This is a genomic window from Eubacterium sp. (genome assembly GCF_057858645.1).
In genome coordinates this window covers 44750-63448 of record NZ_DBLZZO010000005.1, presented here as the reverse complement: position 1 = coordinate 63448, position 18699 = coordinate 44750, and the positions used below count along the sequence as shown (strand labels likewise).

General features: G+C 34.4%; 15 protein-coding genes and 1 riboswitch. Of the genes, 11 read left to right on the top strand and 4 right to left on the bottom strand.

Annotation, left to right across the window (positions count from 1 at the left end; translation table 11 throughout):
• The first annotated feature begins 8 nt into the window (after positions 1-8).
• The 9 genes from ACZM4J_RS02960 to ACZM4J_RS02920 all read left to right on the top strand — a co-directional run bounded on the left by ACZM4J_RS02960 (position 9) and on the right by ACZM4J_RS02920 (position 11942).
• Positions 9-329 carry a nucleotide pyrophosphohydrolase gene (locus ACZM4J_RS02960; RefSeq protein WP_022165911.1) on the top strand — a complete coding sequence of 107 codons (321 nt, stop codon included), beginning with the start codon at positions 9-11 and terminating at the stop codon, positions 327-329.
• A 19-nt stretch (positions 330-348) separates the two neighbouring features.
• Entirely contained in the window at positions 349-807 is a 459-nt protein-coding gene (locus tag ACZM4J_RS02955; protein ID WP_022165910.1) for a low molecular weight protein-tyrosine-phosphatase, read from the top strand.
• 180 nt (positions 808-987) lie between these two features.
• Positions 988-2586, top strand: coding sequence for a Na+/H+ antiporter NhaC family protein (locus tag ACZM4J_RS02950; RefSeq protein WP_412336383.1), 1599 nt, complete (start codon positions 988-990; stop codon positions 2584-2586).
• A gap of 374 nt (positions 2587-2960) precedes the next feature.
• The gene (locus ACZM4J_RS02945) at positions 2961-5720 is read left to right on the top strand and encodes a glycoside hydrolase family 16 protein (protein ID WP_428245233.1); all 2760 of its coding nucleotides are present in this window, start codon (positions 2961-2963) and stop codon (positions 5718-5720) included.
• A 167-nt stretch (positions 5721-5887) separates the two neighbouring features.
• Positions 5888-7012: an aldo/keto reductase gene (locus tag ACZM4J_RS02940; RefSeq protein ID WP_022165907.1), complete on the top strand. Its 1125-nt coding sequence runs from the start codon at positions 5888-5890 to the stop codon at positions 7010-7012.
• Between the two features lie 117 nt (positions 7013-7129).
• The gene (locus ACZM4J_RS02935; protein ID WP_022165906.1) at positions 7130-7948 is read left to right on the top strand and encodes an AAA family ATPase; all 819 of its coding nucleotides are present in this window, start codon (positions 7130-7132) and stop codon (positions 7946-7948) included.
• A 12-nt stretch (positions 7949-7960) separates the two neighbouring features.
• Positions 7961-9160: a hypothetical protein gene (locus tag ACZM4J_RS02930; RefSeq protein ID WP_022165905.1), complete on the top strand. Its 1200-nt coding sequence runs from the start codon at positions 7961-7963 to the stop codon at positions 9158-9160.
• A 296-nt stretch (positions 9161-9456) separates the two neighbouring features.
• Positions 9457-11406 (top strand): glycoside hydrolase family 16 protein, encoded by a 1950-nt coding sequence (locus ACZM4J_RS02925; protein ID WP_489485578.1) that lies wholly within the window; start codon positions 9457-9459, stop codon positions 11404-11406.
• A complete protein-coding gene (locus ACZM4J_RS02920) occupies positions 11406-11942 on the top strand; it encodes a histidine phosphatase family protein (protein ID WP_022165903.1) in 537 nt (178 codons plus the stop codon). Before ACZM4J_RS02925 ends, ACZM4J_RS02920 begins: the two co-directional genes overlap by 1 nt.
• Before the next feature lie 355 nt (positions 11943-12297).
• Here ACZM4J_RS02920 and ACZM4J_RS02915 read toward each other — a convergent pair whose 3' ends face one another.
• Positions 12298-12567 (bottom strand): spore coat protein, encoded by a 270-nt coding sequence (locus ACZM4J_RS02915; RefSeq protein ID WP_022165993.1) that lies wholly within the window; start codon positions 12565-12567, stop codon positions 12298-12300.
• 85 nt (positions 12568-12652) lie between these two features.
• Positions 12653-12838: a hypothetical protein gene (locus tag ACZM4J_RS02910; RefSeq protein WP_022165992.1), complete on the bottom strand. Its 186-nt coding sequence runs from the start codon at positions 12836-12838 to the stop codon at positions 12653-12655.
• 280 nt (positions 12839-13118) lie between these two features.
• Between ACZM4J_RS02910 and ACZM4J_RS02905 the strand changes: the two genes are divergently transcribed.
• A complete protein-coding gene (locus ACZM4J_RS02905) occupies positions 13119-13901 on the top strand; it encodes a ZIP family metal transporter (RefSeq protein ID WP_022165991.1) in 783 nt (260 codons plus the stop codon).
• A 95-nt stretch (positions 13902-13996) separates the two neighbouring features.
• Positions 13997-14122: riboswitch (glycine riboswitch) on the top strand.
• Positions 14122-15552, top strand: coding sequence for an alanine/glycine:cation symporter family protein (locus ACZM4J_RS02900; protein ID WP_412622040.1), 1431 nt, complete (start codon positions 14122-14124; stop codon positions 15550-15552). (Overlaps the previous riboswitch by 1 nt.)
• Before the next feature lie 585 nt (positions 15553-16137).
• On the opposite strand, the gene ACZM4J_RS02895 is transcribed toward ACZM4J_RS02900, so the two are convergent.
• Together ACZM4J_RS02895 and ACZM4J_RS02890 are read right to left on the bottom strand one after the other, a co-directional pair.
• Entirely contained in the window at positions 16138-16560 is a 423-nt protein-coding gene (locus ACZM4J_RS02895; RefSeq protein WP_022164616.1) for a CBS domain-containing protein, read from the bottom strand.
• 906 nt (positions 16561-17466) lie between these two features.
• Positions 17467-18642, bottom strand: coding sequence for a phosphoribosylaminoimidazolecarboxamide formyltransferase (locus ACZM4J_RS02890; RefSeq protein WP_022164654.1), 1176 nt, complete (start codon positions 18640-18642; stop codon positions 17467-17469).
• Between the last annotated feature and the right edge of the window lie 57 nt (positions 18643-18699).

Here is an 18699-nt window from a genome sequence, read left to right as displayed (position 1 = left end):
GAGCAATTATGAAACAGGAAACAATAGATAGAATACGAAAATTTACAACTGATAGAGAGTGGGGACAATTTCATTCTGCTGGAAATCTTGCAAAATCAATATCAATCGAAGCAAACGAACTATTGGAATGCTTTCAATGGAGTGATACAGAATATAATTTGGAACATGTAAAAGAAGAATTGGCAGATGTGATTGTTTATTGTCAGGATATGCTGGATAAGCTAGAATTAGATGTAGATGAAATTGTGAACAGCAAAATGGACAAAAACGAAGCTAAATATCCCGTTGAAAAGGCTAAGGGAAATGCTAAAAAATATGATGAGTTGTAGGAAAAAAGGAGAACAACCAATGACAAAAATCTTATTTGTATGCCACGGCAACATCTGCCGCTCAACCATGGCACAGTACGTGCTTCAGCACATGGTAGAGCAGGCAGGAATGGCAGAACAATTTTATATTGACTCGGCGGCAACCAGTTTCGAAGAAATCGGCAACGGTGTGCATTCGGGTACACGAAAAAAACTTGCGCAGGTTGGCATTCACTGTGGCAATCACAAGGCAAGACATTTAGAAAAGTCAGACTATGACCAATTCGATTATATTATCGGCATGGACAGTGCTAATATGAAAAATATTGCACGTATTGTTGGAAATGATTATAAGGGAAAAGTTTATAAACTTTTGCAATTTGCAGGGGAGACAGGAGATATTGCAGATCCCTGGTACACAGGAAATTTTGACGCTACATACGAGGACGTAGAGAAAGGTTGCAGAGGTTTTCTTGAGTTTTTAAATGAAAGGAGCTAGTTATGAAACAGGTAACTTTAGGAAAAACACATAAATTCCTTTTTAACAATTTTCTTATTAATAAAAAAGTGATAATATAAAAAGGCAAAGGTAAAAAATAGAAAACGGAGGAGAAAGTTAAAGCTAATTTAACTAAAAAACATTATGGAAAAAAGAAAAGGTTTAACAGCTAGAAGGCTTATGGCACTTTTTTGTGTTTCAGCACTTTTAGTGGTTGTTTGTGCCACAGTTGTTTTAGGCGCAGACAAGGCAAAGTATTCCCCTGTAGTTTTTTCTACAGGTTGGGCGTTATTACCACCGGTTGTAGCTATTGCACTGGCGTTAATAACTAAAGAAGTTTACAGTTCATTGTTTATAGGTATTGTTGTTGGTGCTGTTCTTTATGGCGGTGGCAATGTTGAAAGAACAATACTCCATGCTTTCGGAGATGACAATGGCGGATTTGTAAGTGTTTTAACAGATTCATACAACGTAGGTATTTTAATATTCCTTGTTATTTTGGGAACTATTGTTGCTATGATGAATAAGGCCGGCGGTTCGGCAGCATTTGGAAAATGGGCAAGCGAGCATATTAAAACAAAAGCAGGTGCACAGCTTGCAACTATTTTATTGGGTGTTTTGATTTTTATTGATGATTATTTTAACTGTCTTACAGTTGGTAGTGTAATGCGTCCGGTAACTGACAAGCATAACGTATCACGTGCAAAACTTGCATATTTAATAGATGCAACAGCAGCACCGGTTTGTATTATTGCACCGGTTTCTTCATGGGCGGCAGCAGTAAGTGGTTTTGTAAAAGGGGAGGACGGCTTAACTTTATTTGTAAGAGCCATTCCTTATAACTTTTATGCAATTTTAACTGTTGTAATGATGGTTTCTATGGTTCTTTTAAAAGTTGAATTCGGCCCAATGGCAAAACATGAGAAGAATGCTGACAACGGTGACTTATTTTCAATGGGCGATAGAACACAGAACATTCAGGAAGATGAGCAGGGTAGCTCGAAAGGTAAAGTAATCGACCTTGTTATTCCGATTTTATGTCTTGTGGTTTGTTGTGTAATTGGAATGATTTACACAGGTGGATTTTTCAAAGGAAAAGACTTTATTACAGCATTTTCAAACAGTGATGCTTCAGTAGGTCTTGCTATCGGAAGTTTCTTTGGTTTGGTTATTACAATTCTTTTGTATGTAATTAGAAGAGTTCTTCCATTTAAAAATTGCATGGATTGTTTAGTTGATGGTTTCAGAGCAATGGTACCAGCCATTTTAATTCTTACAATGGCATGGACTTTAAAATCAATGACAGATTCTCTTGGAGCAAAAGAGTTTGTTGCAATGTCAATGAAATCTGTTGCAGGAGATTTTATTTCATTATTGCCTGCTGTTATTTTCTTAGTTGCATGTTTCCTTGCGTTTGCAACAGGAACTTCATGGGGAACATTCGGAATCCTTATTCCTATTGTAGTTGCAGTATTTGAGGGCAGCAATTATGAGTTAATGATTGTTTCAATTTCAGCCTGCATGGCAGGTGCTGTTTGCGGTGACCATTGTTCACCAATTTCAGATACCACGATTATGGCTTCGGCGGGTGCAGAGTGTGACCATGTAAATCACGTATCCACTCAGTTACCTTATGCTATTGTGGCGGCAGTAGTTTCATTTTTCTCATTTATAATTGCAGGCTTTGTCCGCAATGCATGGATTGTGCTACCGATTGCAATTCTTATGATGATTGTGGTAATTGCTTTAATTAACATTGTTCAAGAAGATAAAGAATAGCATAAAATTGGAGTAAAAGCCAAGTATAAGCTTTCAAAATAAAAACATAAATTTTTAAAAATCTGTATTAGGTTAACCTGGTAGATTACCAGTGAACTTAATACAGATTTTTTTCTCCAAAAATATTTTTTATTACTTAAAAAATAAGAAATTCCGTAAGAACAATATAAATTGGGGAATAGTTTATGGAGAAAGCATTAAAACTTAAAAAATAAAAATGTTTTTATAAAAAAAGTGGACTAAATAAAAAATAAAGAGTTTTGTGAATAAAATGTGAGCGATATAATAAAAGAACATTTAACATGGGGAAGCTCGAATAAACATTTTAAAGTATTTGGGCAGAAGAATATTGAGAAAGGAAGGAACGTGTTATTATGAACAGAGGGTTTAGTAAGAAAAATTGGTTTAACAGACTTGTTTCAATGGTATTAACTGTTGCACTTATGATTACAACAATCGGTGTTGTCTCAGTAAGTAAGAGTTCAAAGGTTTCAGCCGCAACAGCAGTTACATCAATGGACTATTATAACAGTGAAGAGGGACCAACAATTAAGAGAACAGGAACAGGTGCAGTAAGCTTTGGATTTGTTTTACCTAAGTTTAATGGAAAAGAACCAAAAGAATTGAATTATGATAATGTAAGAGATGACATTCAGTTGTACGTTAAACAGGAGAACGGCACAAGCGGCGAATGGAAGAAGATTGAAGAAGTTAAGTCTTTTGTATGGAATGAAACTTGGGGTATTGAACATCAGCTTAGCTGGGATGGCTGGGTTTGCTGGTTGAAAGTTTCAGAAACTACAGAATTCAGATTTCATAGCAAATCAAGTGGTGTAAACTTGGATTACACTTTAGAACTAGAAAAACTTGCAACTTATAAGCTTACAAGTATTTCTACTACAGAAGAAACAATTAAGGCAGACACAACAGGTGGTTCAGCTACACATTGGGGAGCATGGACTTTTAACGGTGACAAAAATATTAAGTATGAACAGATTCAGGATGATGTTGAAATTTTAGTTGACAATAACGATGGCAAAGGATTTGTACAGTTCCTTAGCAATGCAAATTCAGGTTTCAAATGGGATCAGAACTTTGGTTATTATTCAGATGGTGATGGCGGTTATTGGTTTACAAATATCAATTGGTCATTTACACTTCGTTTCAAATCAAAGTCAAATCCTGATGTAATGCAGGATGTAAAAGTTGTTTATGAGAAGCCTGTTAGAACAAGTTATGCTTTAACAGCTTATGAGGGAACTTCATACGATGCAAGCAAAGTTGAAACAGCATCAGTTGGTATTCCACTTCCAAAGATTGGTGGAACAGAAGCAATTAAGGATGATTTAGACTTATTCAAATATGAAGTAAAAGTCGACGGAAAATGGATTGCCCTTACAGACGTAGCAACTAGTGGTTGGGTTTACGAAGGAAATGGCTATAACAAATATTCATTAAGCAGTCAGTGGGGATATTTCATTGATCATGTTTATGGCTTATGGTTTCAGCCTGTAAGAGAAGATACAGAAATCAGAATCAGCTACCCTATTGATGGCAAAAAAGGTGGCGATGCAAGCAGCAATGCAATAATCTACACAATTAAGGGTAACACAGAATATAAAGCACAGTTACCTGCTGACATGACAGATATTAAAGTAGAAAACAGTTCAGAGGATTATGCTCCTGCAGGCTGGAAAATGATTTTCCATGATGAATTTGACGGAGACAAGCTTGATACTAATAAGTGGTCATACGACGAAGGATTCCTCCTCGAAGAAGATGATATTAATACAGCCGGTTGGGGAAATCAGGAATTAGAATATTATACAAGAGATAATGTATCAGTAAATGCTGGTAAATTAAATATCAATATGAAAAAACAGTCAAAGATATTTACACAGAAAAACGATTCTTCTAAGAAAGCAGAAGCAAAATATTCTTCAGGTAAGATAACAACAAAGGACAAGTTCTCAGTTAAATACGGAAGAGTAGATTTTAGAGCAAAAATGCCAACAGGTACAGGTGTATGGCCTGCAATGTGGATGCTTCCAAATGATTCAGTATATGGTTCATGGCCTTTATCAGGAGAAATTGATGTATTTGAAGGACGTGGACGTACACCAAACATGGTATTTGGTACATTACATTATGGTTCACAGTGGCCAAACAACATTAACTCATCTGATGCGTTTAACATGACTAAAAATGGAAATGTTAAAACAGGTATTGATGATTGGCATGTATACAGCGTAGTTTGGGATGCAGAAAATATTAAGATTTACTGTGATGGTAAATGCTACTTCAAATGTACAGCTGGAGAATGGTACTCAGGTTCAGACAGAGGTAATACATATGCACCATTTGATCAGAGATTTTACCTTATCTTAAACTTAGCAGCAGGCGGAACTTTTGATAGCGGTTATGTACCTGATGACAATTTCACATCGGCCATGATGGAAGTTGATTATGTTAGAGTATATCAGAGAAAAGTTGCATCAAATGAAGATGAACAGAATGATAAGAAGGCAAATGTAAAAACTGATGGTGCAAACGATGGCTTATATGGTGATTACAAGTTAGGTACAAAGATAATTACAAATCCTACAACTGAACCAACAACACCGGCACCAACAGAAACAACACCGGCACCAACAGAAACAACACCGGCACCAACAGAAACAGCACCGGCACCAACAGAAACAACACCGGCAGCAACAGAAACAACACCGGCACCAACAGAAACAACACCGGCACCAACAGAAACAACACTAGCACCAACAGAAACAACACCGGAATCAACAACAAAGACTCCAGTAAAAACAACAAAGCCACAGGTAAAAAAACCTATTGTTAAGAAGACTGTTGGCAAGACAAAGGTTAAGAAAGCAACTAAGAAGCGTAAGGCAAAGAAAATTAGCATCTTATTAAAGAAAGCTAAGAATGCAAAGAAATATAAAGTACAGGTTTCTAAGAGCAAGAAGTTCAAGAAGATTCTTGTTAAGAAAACTGTAAAGAAGATTAAGTTTACAATTAAGAGCAAAAAGCTTAAGAACAAGAAAAAATTATATGTAAGAGCCAAAGCTGTTGGTTGCAAAACATGGTCAAAACCTAAAAAAGTAAAAATTAAAAAGTAATTTATTTAGAAAGTAAGAAGTCTAGTAAGGACTTCTTACTTTTTTGCAACTTTGCTTGCCAAATAATTCATAAATTATTAGAATATAAAAGTAAATGTCTAGGAAAAATATTAGTAGAAATATTTATGGCTAAAGAATGATTTCTACAATTTTAATAAGGAGGAAATATGGCTAAAAAGAAGTTAGGATTTGGTTTGATGAGATTACCACTTGTAGACCCAAATGAAGCAGCAGATGTTGATATAGAAGAAATGTCCAAAATGGTGGACACATTTTTGGAACGTGGATTTACATATTTTGATACAGCTTGGATGTATTGTGGATTCGAAAGTGAGAATGCTACAAAAGAGGCTTTGGTAAAACGTCATTCAAGAGACAGCTTTACTTTGGCTGACAAATTGCATGGTGGATTTTTTAACACAATAGAAGAAGCAGATGAGATTTTTAATCAGCAGCTTGAAAAGACAGGTGTAGAGTTTTTTGATTACTACTTACTTCACGATATTGGTTTAGACCATTACAAGAAGTACACAGACCTTGGATGTTTTCAGTGGTTGGTTGATAAAAAGAAAGCAGGACTTGTTAAGCATATTGGTTTCTCATTCCACGATAATGCAGAGTTGTTGGACAAGGTTCTAACAGAACATCCGGAAATGGAATTTGTTCAGCTTCAGATTAATTATCTTGACTGGGAAAGTGAAGGCGTTCAGTCACGTAAATGCTATGAAGTAGCTACAAAACATGGGAAGCCGGTTATTGTTATGGAGCCGGTAAAAGGTGGAACTTTAGCTAATGTGCCTGAGGCAGTTGAAGAACATTTCAAGGCATACAATAGCGAAATGTCAGTGCCATCATGGGCAATTAGATTTGTGGCAAGTCTTGATAATGTAATGATGGTTTTAAGTGGTATGAGTAATATGGAACAGCTTCTTGATAACACTGATTATATGATGGATTTTAAACCATTAACAAAAGAAGAAGTTGACCTTGTTATGAAAGCTGCAGATATTTTAAATGAAAATATAGAAATTCCATGTACAGGTTGTTCATACTGTACTGAGGGTTGTCCAAAGAAAATTGCTATACCAAAGTATTTTTCTTTATACAATGCAGATAAACAGGAAGTAAAAGAAAAAGGCTGGACACCACAGGGGGAATATTATGACAGATTAACAGGAATTTTTGGTAAGGCAAGCGATTGTATTGCCTGTGGTAAGTGTCAGAAAATTTGTCCACAGAACTTACCAATTATTGAAGACTTAAAGAAAGTGGCAGAATATTTTGGAAAATAATAATGGTTTGAATATATAATTTTTTAATAATAAATTTGGGATTAATCTAATTTTATAGTTAAGAAATAATATAAGAACCGACTTTATAATAAAAAACTAAAAACGAAAGGAATTTAAATGGCAAAGGAAGCAAGATTTACAGGAACAGATACTTATGTAGCATCAGATGATTTAATGGCATCAGTGCAGGTGGCAAGAGAATTGCAGAAACCTCTTCTTATTAAAGGAGAACCAGGAACAGGAAAAACAATGTTGGCGGAGGCAGTTGCTAAGGCTCTTGACATGGAGTTACTTATTTGGAACATTAAGTCAACAACAAAGGCGCAGGATGGCTTATATATTTATGATACAATTCAGAGATTGTACGACAGCCAGTTTGGTGAAGCAGGAGTAGATGACATTGGACACTATATTAAGCTTGGAAAACTTGGTGAAGCTTTTAAGAAGGATAAGCAGGTTGTTCTTTTAATAGACGAAATCGACAAGGCAGACTTGGAATTCCCTAATGACCTTCTTTGGGAATTGGACAAAATGGAATTTTATATTAACGAAACAAAGGAAACAGTAAAGGCAAAGGTTCGCCCAATTGTTATTATTACATCTAATGCGGAAAAAGAATTGCCTGATGCATTTTTACGTCGTTGTGTATTCCATTACATTACATTCCCTGAACCGGCATTAATGAAGCAGATTGTAGATGCTCACTTTGAAAATTTAGAAGAGAATCTATTAGATCAGGCAATGAATACTTTCTATAAAATCAGACAGATTAGGGATTTAAGAAAGAAACCAAGTACATCGGAATTTATTGACTGGATTAGAGCATTAATGATTGGTGGCGTTGATCCTGAAACAATAAGCGTCAAGTTGCCATATTTAGGTGTGCTTATTAAAAAAGATGAAGATTTAGAAACAGTAAGACTTGTTAGCAGATAATATGGAGGAAATATGTTTACACCATTTTTCTACACATTGAAAAGTAATGGATTGGATATATCTACAACAGAATGGCTTACTCTTATGGAAGCTTTAGATAAGGGGCTGGCACATTCCAATTTTACTGACTTTTATTACTTGTGTAAAACAGTGCTTGTAAAAAGCGAAGCTGATTATGATAAATTAGATTCTGCTTTTTTAGAGTATTTTAAAAATATCAAAACTGATAAATTAAATATGGAAAAATTAAACAAATGGCTCCATAACGACAGTGACAGAGTTCGTTTAACTAATCCTGAAGATTTTGTAGATAAACGTACAGAGCGTGAGGCAAAAGAAGTTCACAGAATGTTTCGTGAAAGATTAGGCGAGCAACACACTGAGCATAACGGTGGAAATCACTGGATTGGTACAGGCGGTGGTTCGGCTTTTGGTAAAAACGGTCATGTAGCAGGTGGAATCCAACTTGGAAATGAAGCCGGAATGAAAACAGCATTTGCCGTAATGGGTGAGAGACGTTACAGAGATTTCAGAAGAGACACTAAACTTACAATGAGACAGTTTCAGGTGGCTTTCAGGGAATTACGCCAGTATTCACGAAAAATGGATTTGCCAAAGACAGAGTTAGATATTGACGGGACCATTTCTTCTACCTGTAATCAGGGTGGTTATCTGAAACTTGAGTTTCAGCAGCCTAGAAAGAATTCTGTTAAACTTATGCTAATTTTTGATAGTGGTGGGTCAATGTATCCTTACAGTGAATTATGCAACCAGCTATTTCAGGCAGTAAATAAAGCAAATCATTTTAAGGACGTAAAAACTTTCTACATTCACAATTGTATTTACGCAAAGTTATACAAAACACCTGAGTGTGCTCCGGGAGAATGGATTGACACAACTTATGCGTTTAATAACTATGACAAGGATTACAAGGTTATAGTTGTAGGTGATGCTGGAATGGCGCCGGAAGAATACTACGACAAAAACGGAAATTACAGCGGGCCTAATAACGGACTTTCAGGACACGAATGGATTCAGTTGTTTAAGAAGAAATATCCACATACCATTTGGCTTAATCCATCATTCCATGGTGATTTAACAAAGAATTACTGGATGGAATCAGAAAGAGCCATTAAGGAAATCATAGACATGTATCCATTGACAGTTAATGGCTTAAAGGCAGGAATTAAAAAGTTGATGTCAGATAAATAACACACTCCCTGTTATATTTGTTTCTTAAATGTATATAGGGTACAAAAAGGTGGCTACACAAAAGTGTAGCTGCTTTTTTTTGAAAAATTGCATAAAAATACTTGATAAAAACATTTTTCTTTGTTTATATAGAAATATAATTTTTGTTTAATGGGAAATTTATTGAAAAGTTTTGTTGAATGAATTTTACAGATAATTCAGAAAAGGCGGAAAGTAATTTTTAATTAACAATTATGATTGGGAAAGGAAGTTATTTGTTACATTATATCAGGTAGCAAAAGTACAAGGACAAAAACATGAAAAGAATAGCGAAAAAAGTGGGGGCTGTTGTAATGTCACTGGCAGTAGCTGTATCAGGAATTACAATTGGCGAAACAAAAACAAAGAGTGTAAAAGCTGCAAACAATTGGAACTTGGTATGGTCAGATGAGTTTAACGGCACATCTCTTGATACATCTGTATGGTCATACGAAATTGGAAACGGAAACTGGGGCTGGGGTAATGGAGAAATTGAATATTATACAAACAGAACTGACAATGTTAGAGTAGCAGACGGTTCATTACAGATTATTGCAAAAAAAGAAAATTATGGTGGACAGAAATATACATCAGGTAGAATTATTTCAAAGGGCAAGAAATATTTTAAATATGGAAAAATGGAAGCCAGAATAAAAGTAGAAAACGGAAATCAGGATGGTGTTTGGCCTGCATATTGGATGATGGGCGAAAACATGAACGAAGGAGTTGGTTGGCCATATTGTGGGGAAATTGACATTATGGAACATGCCAATTCCAACAACTATGTAGGTGGTTGTCTTCATTGGAATACAAACGGTTTAAATGGTGCCTATTCACATGGCTCATATGGAAGTGGTTTTGAAGGTGCAGAAAAAGCTTTTGGATATTACACTGACAATGAAAATAATGGAATTAACGGTTGGCATACATATACACTAATATGGGATGCTAATCATATGGAATGGCAGTTAGACGGAAAGACATACTTAAGTCAGTCAATTACAAGTAATAATGCATATTGCTTCCAGAAAGAACATTTTTTCTTATTTAACCTTGCTATTGCCGGACCGGGTACAGGATTTACTAACAATGTTACAGCTAATGATGCAACATTTAAGACAGCAACAATGTATGTTGATTATTTGAGAGTATATCAGCAGGGAAATGGAACAAATACAACTACTCCTAGTACAACAACAAAAGCTAACACAACAACAAAGCCGGCTACAACTACTAAGGCACCTGCAACAAGTCCCGTTGAAACAATTACAAAAGTTTCATACGAAGATACAGACTTAGTTGCTAATACAGATAAAAAATTCGGAACTTATTTTGATACAGAAAATAATAGCTGGGGTGGCGGAGTTACAGGTACAATTACTGACGCAACAAACAAAGGAATAACAGTTGCTTTGGATAAATTAGGAACTGACAGATGGGCTGCGCAGGCATCACTGGGAACTCTTAAATATTATCCAGGCTATACATACAAATACAATGCAACTATTACATCAGACATAGACAGAACGCTTGTAGTTAAAGTAGTAGGAAATGATGATGGACAGCATGACTCACCTGTATTAGAAAACAGAACAATTAATGTAAAAGCAGGTGTCCCTTACCATTTAAGTCTTGACGTAACAATACCTGCGGATTATACTTCAGAGTTGTATTTATATTACGGTCTTGGAAAAGGAAACGAAGAAACTGTAGATTCTAATGCAAAGAATACAATTAGCATTTCAAATGTAAGCTTTTCAACAACAAGAAAAGTAATTGAATCAGAAACAGTTAATCGTCCAACAACTACAGGTAACGGAAATACCGTTACATCAAATGAAGGTACAACAAATAACGTTACATCAAATGAAGGTACAACAAATAAGGCTACATCAAATGAAGGTACAACAAATAAGGCTACATCCGCTAAGGGCATACAGGCTACAAAGAAACAGTTAGGAAAAACTACTGTAAAGAAGGCAACAAAGAAGAAAAATTCTAAAAAAGTAAGCTTAAAGTTTAAGAAAGTAAAAGGCGCTAAAAAGTATCAGGTACAGTTTTCTAAGAGCAAAAAGTTTAAAAAGATAATATTAAAGAAGACAGTTAAAAAGACAAAGCTTACAATTAAGAAGACAGTTTTGAGAAATAAATCAAAACTTTATGTTAGAGTAAAAGCTGTAGGCAGCAATAAATGGTCAAAACCAAAGAAAGTGAAGATTAAAAAATAATGGCGCATATATATTTTACAAGACATGGTCAGACAGTTTGGAATGTTGAAAACAAGATTTGTGGAGCAACAGACAGTCCACTAACAGAATTAGGACACAAACAGGCAATTGAACTTGGAGAAAAAATTAAATCAGAAAATTTACAGATAGATGAAATTCTATGTTCTCCTTTGTCAAGAGCGGCTGACACTGCAAAACACATAGCAGAAATCACAGGTGTGCCACTACGTGTAGAACAGCGTTTGAAAGAACAGAATTTTGGCAAGTATGAATCAACTCCAAGACATGGAGAAGAATTTGAAGAGGCAAAACAAAATTTTATTTACGATTTTGATGGTGGAGAGACAATGCTACAAATGGCAGCAAGAATATATAGTCTTTTGGATGAACTAAAGGAACAGACAGACAAAACATATTTGTTGGTTGCTCATAATGGAATTTCAAGAATTGTGCAGTCATATTTTTATAATATGAGCAATGAAGAATTCGCAGCTTTTGGAATTAAAAACTGCCAGATTGTAGAATATGAATGGTAGTGGACGTTATGGTAACAGAATACAGGAGCCACAATGCCAGCAGATGACATCCCAACAAAATGCAGTGACCATAATGCTAGCAGATGATATCCCGACAGAATAAAAGAGCCATAAAGGCATAAAAGATTTTAAAAATAAAAAAGAGGCCTTCTCATAGCGATTCTGAAAAATTACAGTAATGATTTTTCGGGAATATATGAGAAGGTTTCTTTTTATTATATATTTTGTAATTACCATGTAGTTTATAGCTACTGTATAGCTTGTTAATTACGCTACAGCTGATATGCCATGTAGCTTTGGAATTATTAGACTGTTTATATGCAATATAGTTTTGCAATTACAATGCTATCATCTACTACACAGCTTTATATCCACACTGGAATTTGGTTTTGGCTTCCTGAATTTTCTTTGACTCAGCAGCAGGTGTAGGATAAAAGCCCATTGTATGCATTTGGTTAAATACATCTGTCTGGATTTCATGTTCCTTCTGTAACAAATCCATCATTGTGGATCTTAAATTTTCGTGTACACATTCATTTGCACTAAGATTATATAATGCAGTTGCGTTCTTTTCAGTGTTAAGGGCATCCCCTAAAATTTCTTTTTCTGTATAAATTTCTTCCATAAAAACCTCCTGATTATTTAGCTAATGAAATAAGTTTTGATTAGCCATCAAAATAAATTCTGCTTGAGTATCAAACAAATTCTGATTAGTTATTCAAATAAGAATAAATTCCATTAAAATGTCCCTGATGCTTCTGGGCAATATCAAGCATTTGCTGTTTTACTGTTTCGTCCTGACTATGATTAGCAAGCATTGTAAACTTTTTCACTAATAGCTCTTCTTCATTTAATAAATCCTGAATTACTGATAATTCTTTTTCTGATAATTCCATAATGACCTCCTAAAAATAAATTTCTATATTAGTATTGCAAAAAAATAATTAATCATACAAAAAACTCAAAACAAAAATTTCGATAATGTGGTATGCTAATAAATGTAAAATCATATAAGTTTTATACAAAAGAATGAAATAAAATGCATATACTATAAAAACTTATATGATAAAAGGATTAAAAAATAAATTAATGTAATTTATGTAAGTAGAAATTAATACAGGTTAGTATAAGTGTATTTTAGTGTATGAAATCAATAACTTATATGAGGAGAAAAATATGGATTTAAAAATCATTCAGGGTATATTAATACCCTTTTTAGGAACGTCTTTAGGAGCAGCTTGTGTATTGTTTATGAAAAAAGATTTGAATATAAAAATTCAAAAAATATTAACAGGTTTTGCAGCTGGCGTAATGGTGGCAGCGTCAATATGGAGTCTTATTATTCCATCAATTGAACAGTCGGAAAATATGGGAAAATTTGCTTTTTTACCGGCTTTTATAGGCTTTTGGTTAGGAATCCTGTTTCTATTGTTATTAGATGAAACAATTCCCCATTTACACGTAAGCAGTAATGAAACAGAAGGCCCCAAAGTGAAGATTAAGCGAACAACCATGTTAGTGTTGGCGGTAACTCTTCACAACATACCTGAGGGAATGGCAGTCGGTGTTGTTTTTGCAGGTGTGCTTTCAGGGAAAAGTGGCATTACTGAAATGGGTGCTTTAGCACTTTCCATTGGGATTGCAATTCAAAACTTTCCGGAAGGTGCCATTGTGTCAATGCCCTTGAAAGCAGAAGGTAATGGAAAAGGAAAGGCTTTTCTGTATGGAGTTTTATCCGGGGCAGTGGAGCCAATAGCGGCAGTAATTACAATATTGGCGGCAAGCTTTATAATTCCGGCACTTCCTTATCTGTTAAGTTTTGCAGCAGGAGCAATGATGTATGTTGTTGTGGAAGAGCTTGTTCCGGAAATGGCGGAAGGAAAACATTCTAACTGGGGAACAATATTTTTCGCATTAGGATTTACGGTAATGATGACATTAGATGTAGCATTAGGTTAGCGTTTGTGTCGAAAATATGAAAAAAATGTAAAAAATGTTATTGCATTAATTCCTCTATAGTCTTACAATAGAAAGTGCGTTGTCAAAAAGGAGTATAGACAACAACTGGAGAGGTCTGATGACAGAGATTTTTGTTGACTCAGACGCCGAAGGTGTACGGCAGAATTTAAATCTTTTATGAATTCTGTTAATCTCTCAGGCAAAAGGACAGGAGGACGTTATGAACGCAATAGGAGACTTTTTAACTAAGGTAGATGATTTGGTTTGGGGAGTTCCACTTATAGTGTTAATTCTCGCAGCAGGCATCTACCTTACTTTTCGTTTAAGACTTTTACAGATAGTGCATTTGCCAAAGGCACTTAGGTTTATGTTTTTAAATGAAGAGGAAGGTGAAGGGGAAGTAAGTAGTTTTGGAGCACTTTGTACAGCTTTATCAGCGACTATAGGAACAGGTAACATTGTTGGTGTAGCTACAGCCATTGGTTGTACAGCACTTGGAACAGCAGTTGGTGGTCCCGGTGCATTATTCTGGATGTGGGTTGCGGCATTTTTTGGAATGGCAACAAAGTACGCAGAAGGATTTTTGGCAGTAAGATACAGAACAATTGATAAGGAAGGACATGTTCTTGGTGGACCTTTCTACTACATTGAAAGTGGTATGGGACACAAATGGAAATGGCTTGCAAAAATCTTTGCATTTTTTGGAGCTTGCGTAGGTTTATTTGGTATCGGAACATTTACACAGGTAAACGGAATTGCATCAGCAACATTATCATTCTTTGATCCAAACAAAGAACATGCAGTTAATATAATTGGAAATGATTATTCAATCGTAACAGTTATTACAGCTTTAGTTTTAGCTTTTGTAGTAGGTTTGGTAGTAATTGGTGGTATTCAGAGAATTTCTAAAGTATCACAGGTAGTAGTTCCATTTATGGCTGTTTTATATATTGTGACTGTACTTGTGTTAATTATTGCAAATATAGAAAAATTACCTGGTGCATTAGCAACAATCGTTGAATATGCATTTGGTGCAAAAGCAGCAGCAGGTGGTGTGCTTGCAGCAATTGGTATTGCAATGCAGAAAGGTATTGCAAGAGGTATTTTCTCAAATGAAGCAGGACTTGGTTCAGCACCAATCGCAGCAGCTGCAGCAAAAACAAACGAACCTGTACGTCAGGGATTAGTAACAATGACAGGTACATTCATTGATACAATTATTGTATGTACTTTAACAGGTTTATCAATTGTAATGATGGGCTCATATCAGGTAAAAGGAATCGAAGGTGTACAGGTTACAACTGATGCATTCCAGAAGGGCTTAAGCTTCTTACCTGCAGAAGTTTCAGCATTTATATTGATGGTATGTTTAGTATTCTTTGCTTTTACAACAATCCTTGGTTGGAATTACTATGGTGAAAGATGCTTAGAATATTTAACAAATAGAAATCAAAAAGCAGTAAAAGTATACAGATGGTTATACATACTTGCAGTATTCATTGGACCATACATGACTGTTGCAGCAGTTTGGACAATTGCCGATATCTTTAACGGTTTAATGGCAATTCCTAACATAATCGCATTGTTTGTATTAAGTGGTGTTGTGGCAAAAGAAACAAAAGAGTATTTCAAAAAGCATAAAGAATTATAATAATCATTTATAATTTATAAAAATATTAACGTGATCTGAGAGTTTTTTAAAAAAGAAAGACACTAAAAAGATACAAGAGAAAAATAATAAATACAAATAAACAAATAGAAAAAAAATAAGATAAATAGAAAATAAATTAAAATAAATAAATTAAAATAAATTGTTAAGTTGTTAAAAAAAAGAGCTAAAAATGTTTGATAATTTGATATTGCTCCTGCATAGATTTGCATAGGTTGCGTATCATATTCAAACAAATTTTAGCTCTTTGTTTATTGGTACTCATAAACTGAAATATATAAGCTGTTCAACTTTTTACTTTATCAATATTCATAAATTAAATTATGTATAAGCTGTTCAACTTTTTACTTTATCAATATCCATAAATTAAATTATGTATAAGCTGTTCAACTTTTTACTTTAGCAATATCCATAAATTAAATTATGTATAAGCTGTTCAACTTTTTACTTATTAATATCCATAAATTAAATTATGTATTAGCTGTTTAGCTATTATCATATTGAAGCATCAGGTTAAATCAGCATTTTCAAATTATTATCTTTTCGAATTATTATCTTTTCGAATTATTAGCTGACGATTTTGTTTTCAATCATTTCCTTGTTGGCAAGGTAAAGAATAACGTCTTTACGGGTAATAATGCCTATAAATACATTGTGGTCATCTACTACCGGTACAAAGTTCTGGTTAGTAATCTTGTTTACAAGCTCATCCATGGAAACTGAAATATTAACAGCTTCATTATCTCTTTTACGTTCCACATCCAAAATCGAAATATCTTCCATATCTTTTAAACTTGGAAAATCATTATCTTTAATATACCAAAGCATATCACCTTCTGTGATAGTACCAACATATTTACCATCTAAATCTAAAAGTGGAATGGCTGAGTAGCCATGATGTTCCATTTTTTCTAAAGCCTGACGTAATGTATCATCAGTATCTGTATGTGCAACTTTTTCTTTTGGTGTTAAAAAAAATAAAATATTCATATAAAATCCCTCCGTAGTTCTTTTTCATACCGAACAACATCATACCAAAAAAACAATGGTAAATCCATACAATACACAAAAAATTAACAAAGAATTAAGAAATAAATGGAAAATATTAACGAATTTAGACAAAAGAAAAGTTTGAAAAATAAGGAAGCAAAAATTTCCACCCGTTGAGCATGATAAAATTAAAAAGGGGTGGAAAAATTCAAACAAAGTAAAAACAGAAAAACGCAAAAACAAAATTTTCCACCCCTTGAGCATAATAAAATTTAAAAGGGGTGGAAAAATTCAAACTAAGTAAAGACAGAAAAACGCAAAAACAAAATTTTCCACCCCTTGAGGCTGATAAAAACTAAAAAGGGTGGAAAAATTCAAACAAAGTAAAAACAGAAAAACGTAAAAACAAAATTTTCCACCCCTTGAGGCTGATAAAAACTAAAAAGGGTGGAAAAATTCAAACAAAGTAAAAACAGAAAAACGCAAAAACAAAATTTTCCACCCCTTGAGTATGATAAAATCAAAAAGGGGTGGAAAAATTCAAACAAAGTAAAAACAGAAAAACGCAAAAACAAAATTTTTCACCCCTTGAGGCTGATAAAAACTAAAAGGGGTGGAAAAATTCAGACCAAATAAAAACAGAAAATGGCAAAAAGAAAAATTTCCACCCCTTGAGCATGATAAAATTTAAAAGGGGTGGAAAAATTCAAACAAAGTAAAAATAGAAAAACGCAAAAACAAAAAATTCCACCCCTTGAGGCTGATAAAATTTAAAAGGGGTGGAAAAATTCAAATCAAATAAAAACAGAAAAACGAAAAAACAAAAAATTCCACCCCTTGCAACTAATAAAATCATAAAGGGGTGGAATTTTATAAATAGCTATAAATTAATCAAATCTTAGTGATTTAGTGGTGGAATAATCTAAGTCCTGTGAAGCTCATTACCATATCATGTTTGTTACATGCATCAATAACATCCTGGTCTCTAATAGAACCGCCTGGCTGAGCAACATATTTAACACCGCTCTTTGCAGCTCTTTCAATGTTATCGCTAAATGGGAAGAATGCATCAGAACCTAATGTGATTCCTTCAGCCTGTGCAAGCCAAGCCTGCTTTTCTTCCTTAGTAAATACTTCAGGCTTTTCTGTAAATACTCTTTCCCATTCGCCATCAGCTAAAATATCCATATATTCATCACCAATGTAAAGGTCAATAGCATTGTCTCTATCAGCTCTCTTCATATCTTCTTTAAATGGAAGATTAAGAACCTTTGGACACTGACGAAGTAACCAGTTGTCAGCCTTCTGTCCAGCAAGTCTTACACAATGGATACGTGACTGCTGTCCGGCACCAACACCGATAGCCTGTCCGTTTTTAACAAAACATACTGAGTTTGACTGAGTATATTTTAATGTAATCATTGAAATAGCCATGTCAATCTTTGCCTGTTCTGTAAGTTCTTTATTTTCTGTAACAACATTGCTAAAGAAATCATCATCAATGTTTAATTCGTTACGTCCCTGTTCAAAAGTAATACCGAAAACTTCTTTTCTTTCAAGCTTCTTAGGTACATAGTCAGGATCAATTTCGATAATAGCATAAGCACCACGTTTTTTACCCTTTAATAATTCAAGAGCTTCAGGTTCATAGCCTGGTGCAATAATTCCGTCTGAGAATTCTCTCTTAATAACCTGTGCTGTAGAAACATCGCAAACATCTGATAAAGCAATGAAATCACCATAAGATGACATTCTGTCAGCACCTCTGGCTCTTGCATAAGCTGATGCAAGTGGTGATAATTCTCCAAGGTCATCAACCCAGTAAATTTTAGCTTCAACTTCGCTTAAAGGAAGTCCAACAGCAGCACCGGCTGGTGAAACATGTTTAAAAGAAGTAGCAGCAGGAAGACCTGTAGCTTTCTTTAATTCCTTAACTAACTGCCAGCCGTTAAAAGCATCAAGGAAGTTAATGTATCCAGGTTTTCCATTTAAAACCTTGATTGGTAATTCACCTTCTTCCATATAAATACGTGAAGGTTTCTGGTTTGGGTTACATCCATATTTTAATTCTAATTCTTTCATAAGCACTCCTAATTAAATTCTTTAGTTATAATTATTAAATTCTTTAGTTACAATTTT

Coding starts and splice junctions, on each gene's coding strand:
- ACZM4J_RS02960 (WP_022165911.1), top strand. CDS start 9: ATGAAACAGGAAACAATAGATAGAATACGAAAATTTACAACTGATAGA.
- ACZM4J_RS02955 (WP_022165910.1), top strand. CDS start 349: ATGACAAAAATCTTATTTGTATGCCACGGCAACATCTGCCGCTCAACC.
- ACZM4J_RS02950 (WP_412336383.1), top strand. CDS start 988: ATGGCACTTTTTTGTGTTTCAGCACTTTTAGTGGTTGTTTGTGCCACA.
- ACZM4J_RS02945 (WP_428245233.1), top strand. CDS start 2,961: ATGAACAGAGGGTTTAGTAAGAAAAATTGGTTTAACAGACTTGTTTCA.
- ACZM4J_RS02940 (WP_022165907.1), top strand. CDS start 5,888: ATGGCTAAAAAGAAGTTAGGATTTGGTTTGATGAGATTACCACTTGTA.
- ACZM4J_RS02935 (WP_022165906.1), top strand. CDS start 7,130: ATGGCAAAGGAAGCAAGATTTACAGGAACAGATACTTATGTAGCATCA.
- ACZM4J_RS02930 (WP_022165905.1), top strand. CDS start 7,961: ATGTTTACACCATTTTTCTACACATTGAAAAGTAATGGATTGGATATA.
- ACZM4J_RS02925 (WP_489485578.1), top strand. CDS start 9,457: ATGAAAAGAATAGCGAAAAAAGTGGGGGCTGTTGTAATGTCACTGGCA.
- ACZM4J_RS02920 (WP_022165903.1), top strand. CDS start 11,406: ATGGCGCATATATATTTTACAAGACATGGTCAGACAGTTTGGAATGTT.
- ACZM4J_RS02915 (WP_022165993.1), bottom strand. CDS start 12,567: ATGGAAGAAATTTATACAGAAAAAGAAATTTTAGGGGATGCCCTTAAC.
- ACZM4J_RS02910 (WP_022165992.1), bottom strand. CDS start 12,838: ATGGAATTATCAGAAAAAGAATTATCAGTAATTCAGGATTTATTAAAT.
- ACZM4J_RS02905 (WP_022165991.1), top strand. CDS start 13,119: ATGGATTTAAAAATCATTCAGGGTATATTAATACCCTTTTTAGGAACG.
- ACZM4J_RS02900 (WP_412622040.1), top strand. CDS start 14,122: ATGAACGCAATAGGAGACTTTTTAACTAAGGTAGATGATTTGGTTTGG.
- ACZM4J_RS02895 (WP_022164616.1), bottom strand. CDS start 16,560: ATGAATATTTTATTTTTTTTAACACCAAAAGAAAAAGTTGCACATACA.
- ACZM4J_RS02890 (WP_022164654.1), bottom strand. CDS start 18,642: ATGAAAGAATTAGAATTAAAATATGGATGTAACCCAAACCAGAAACCT.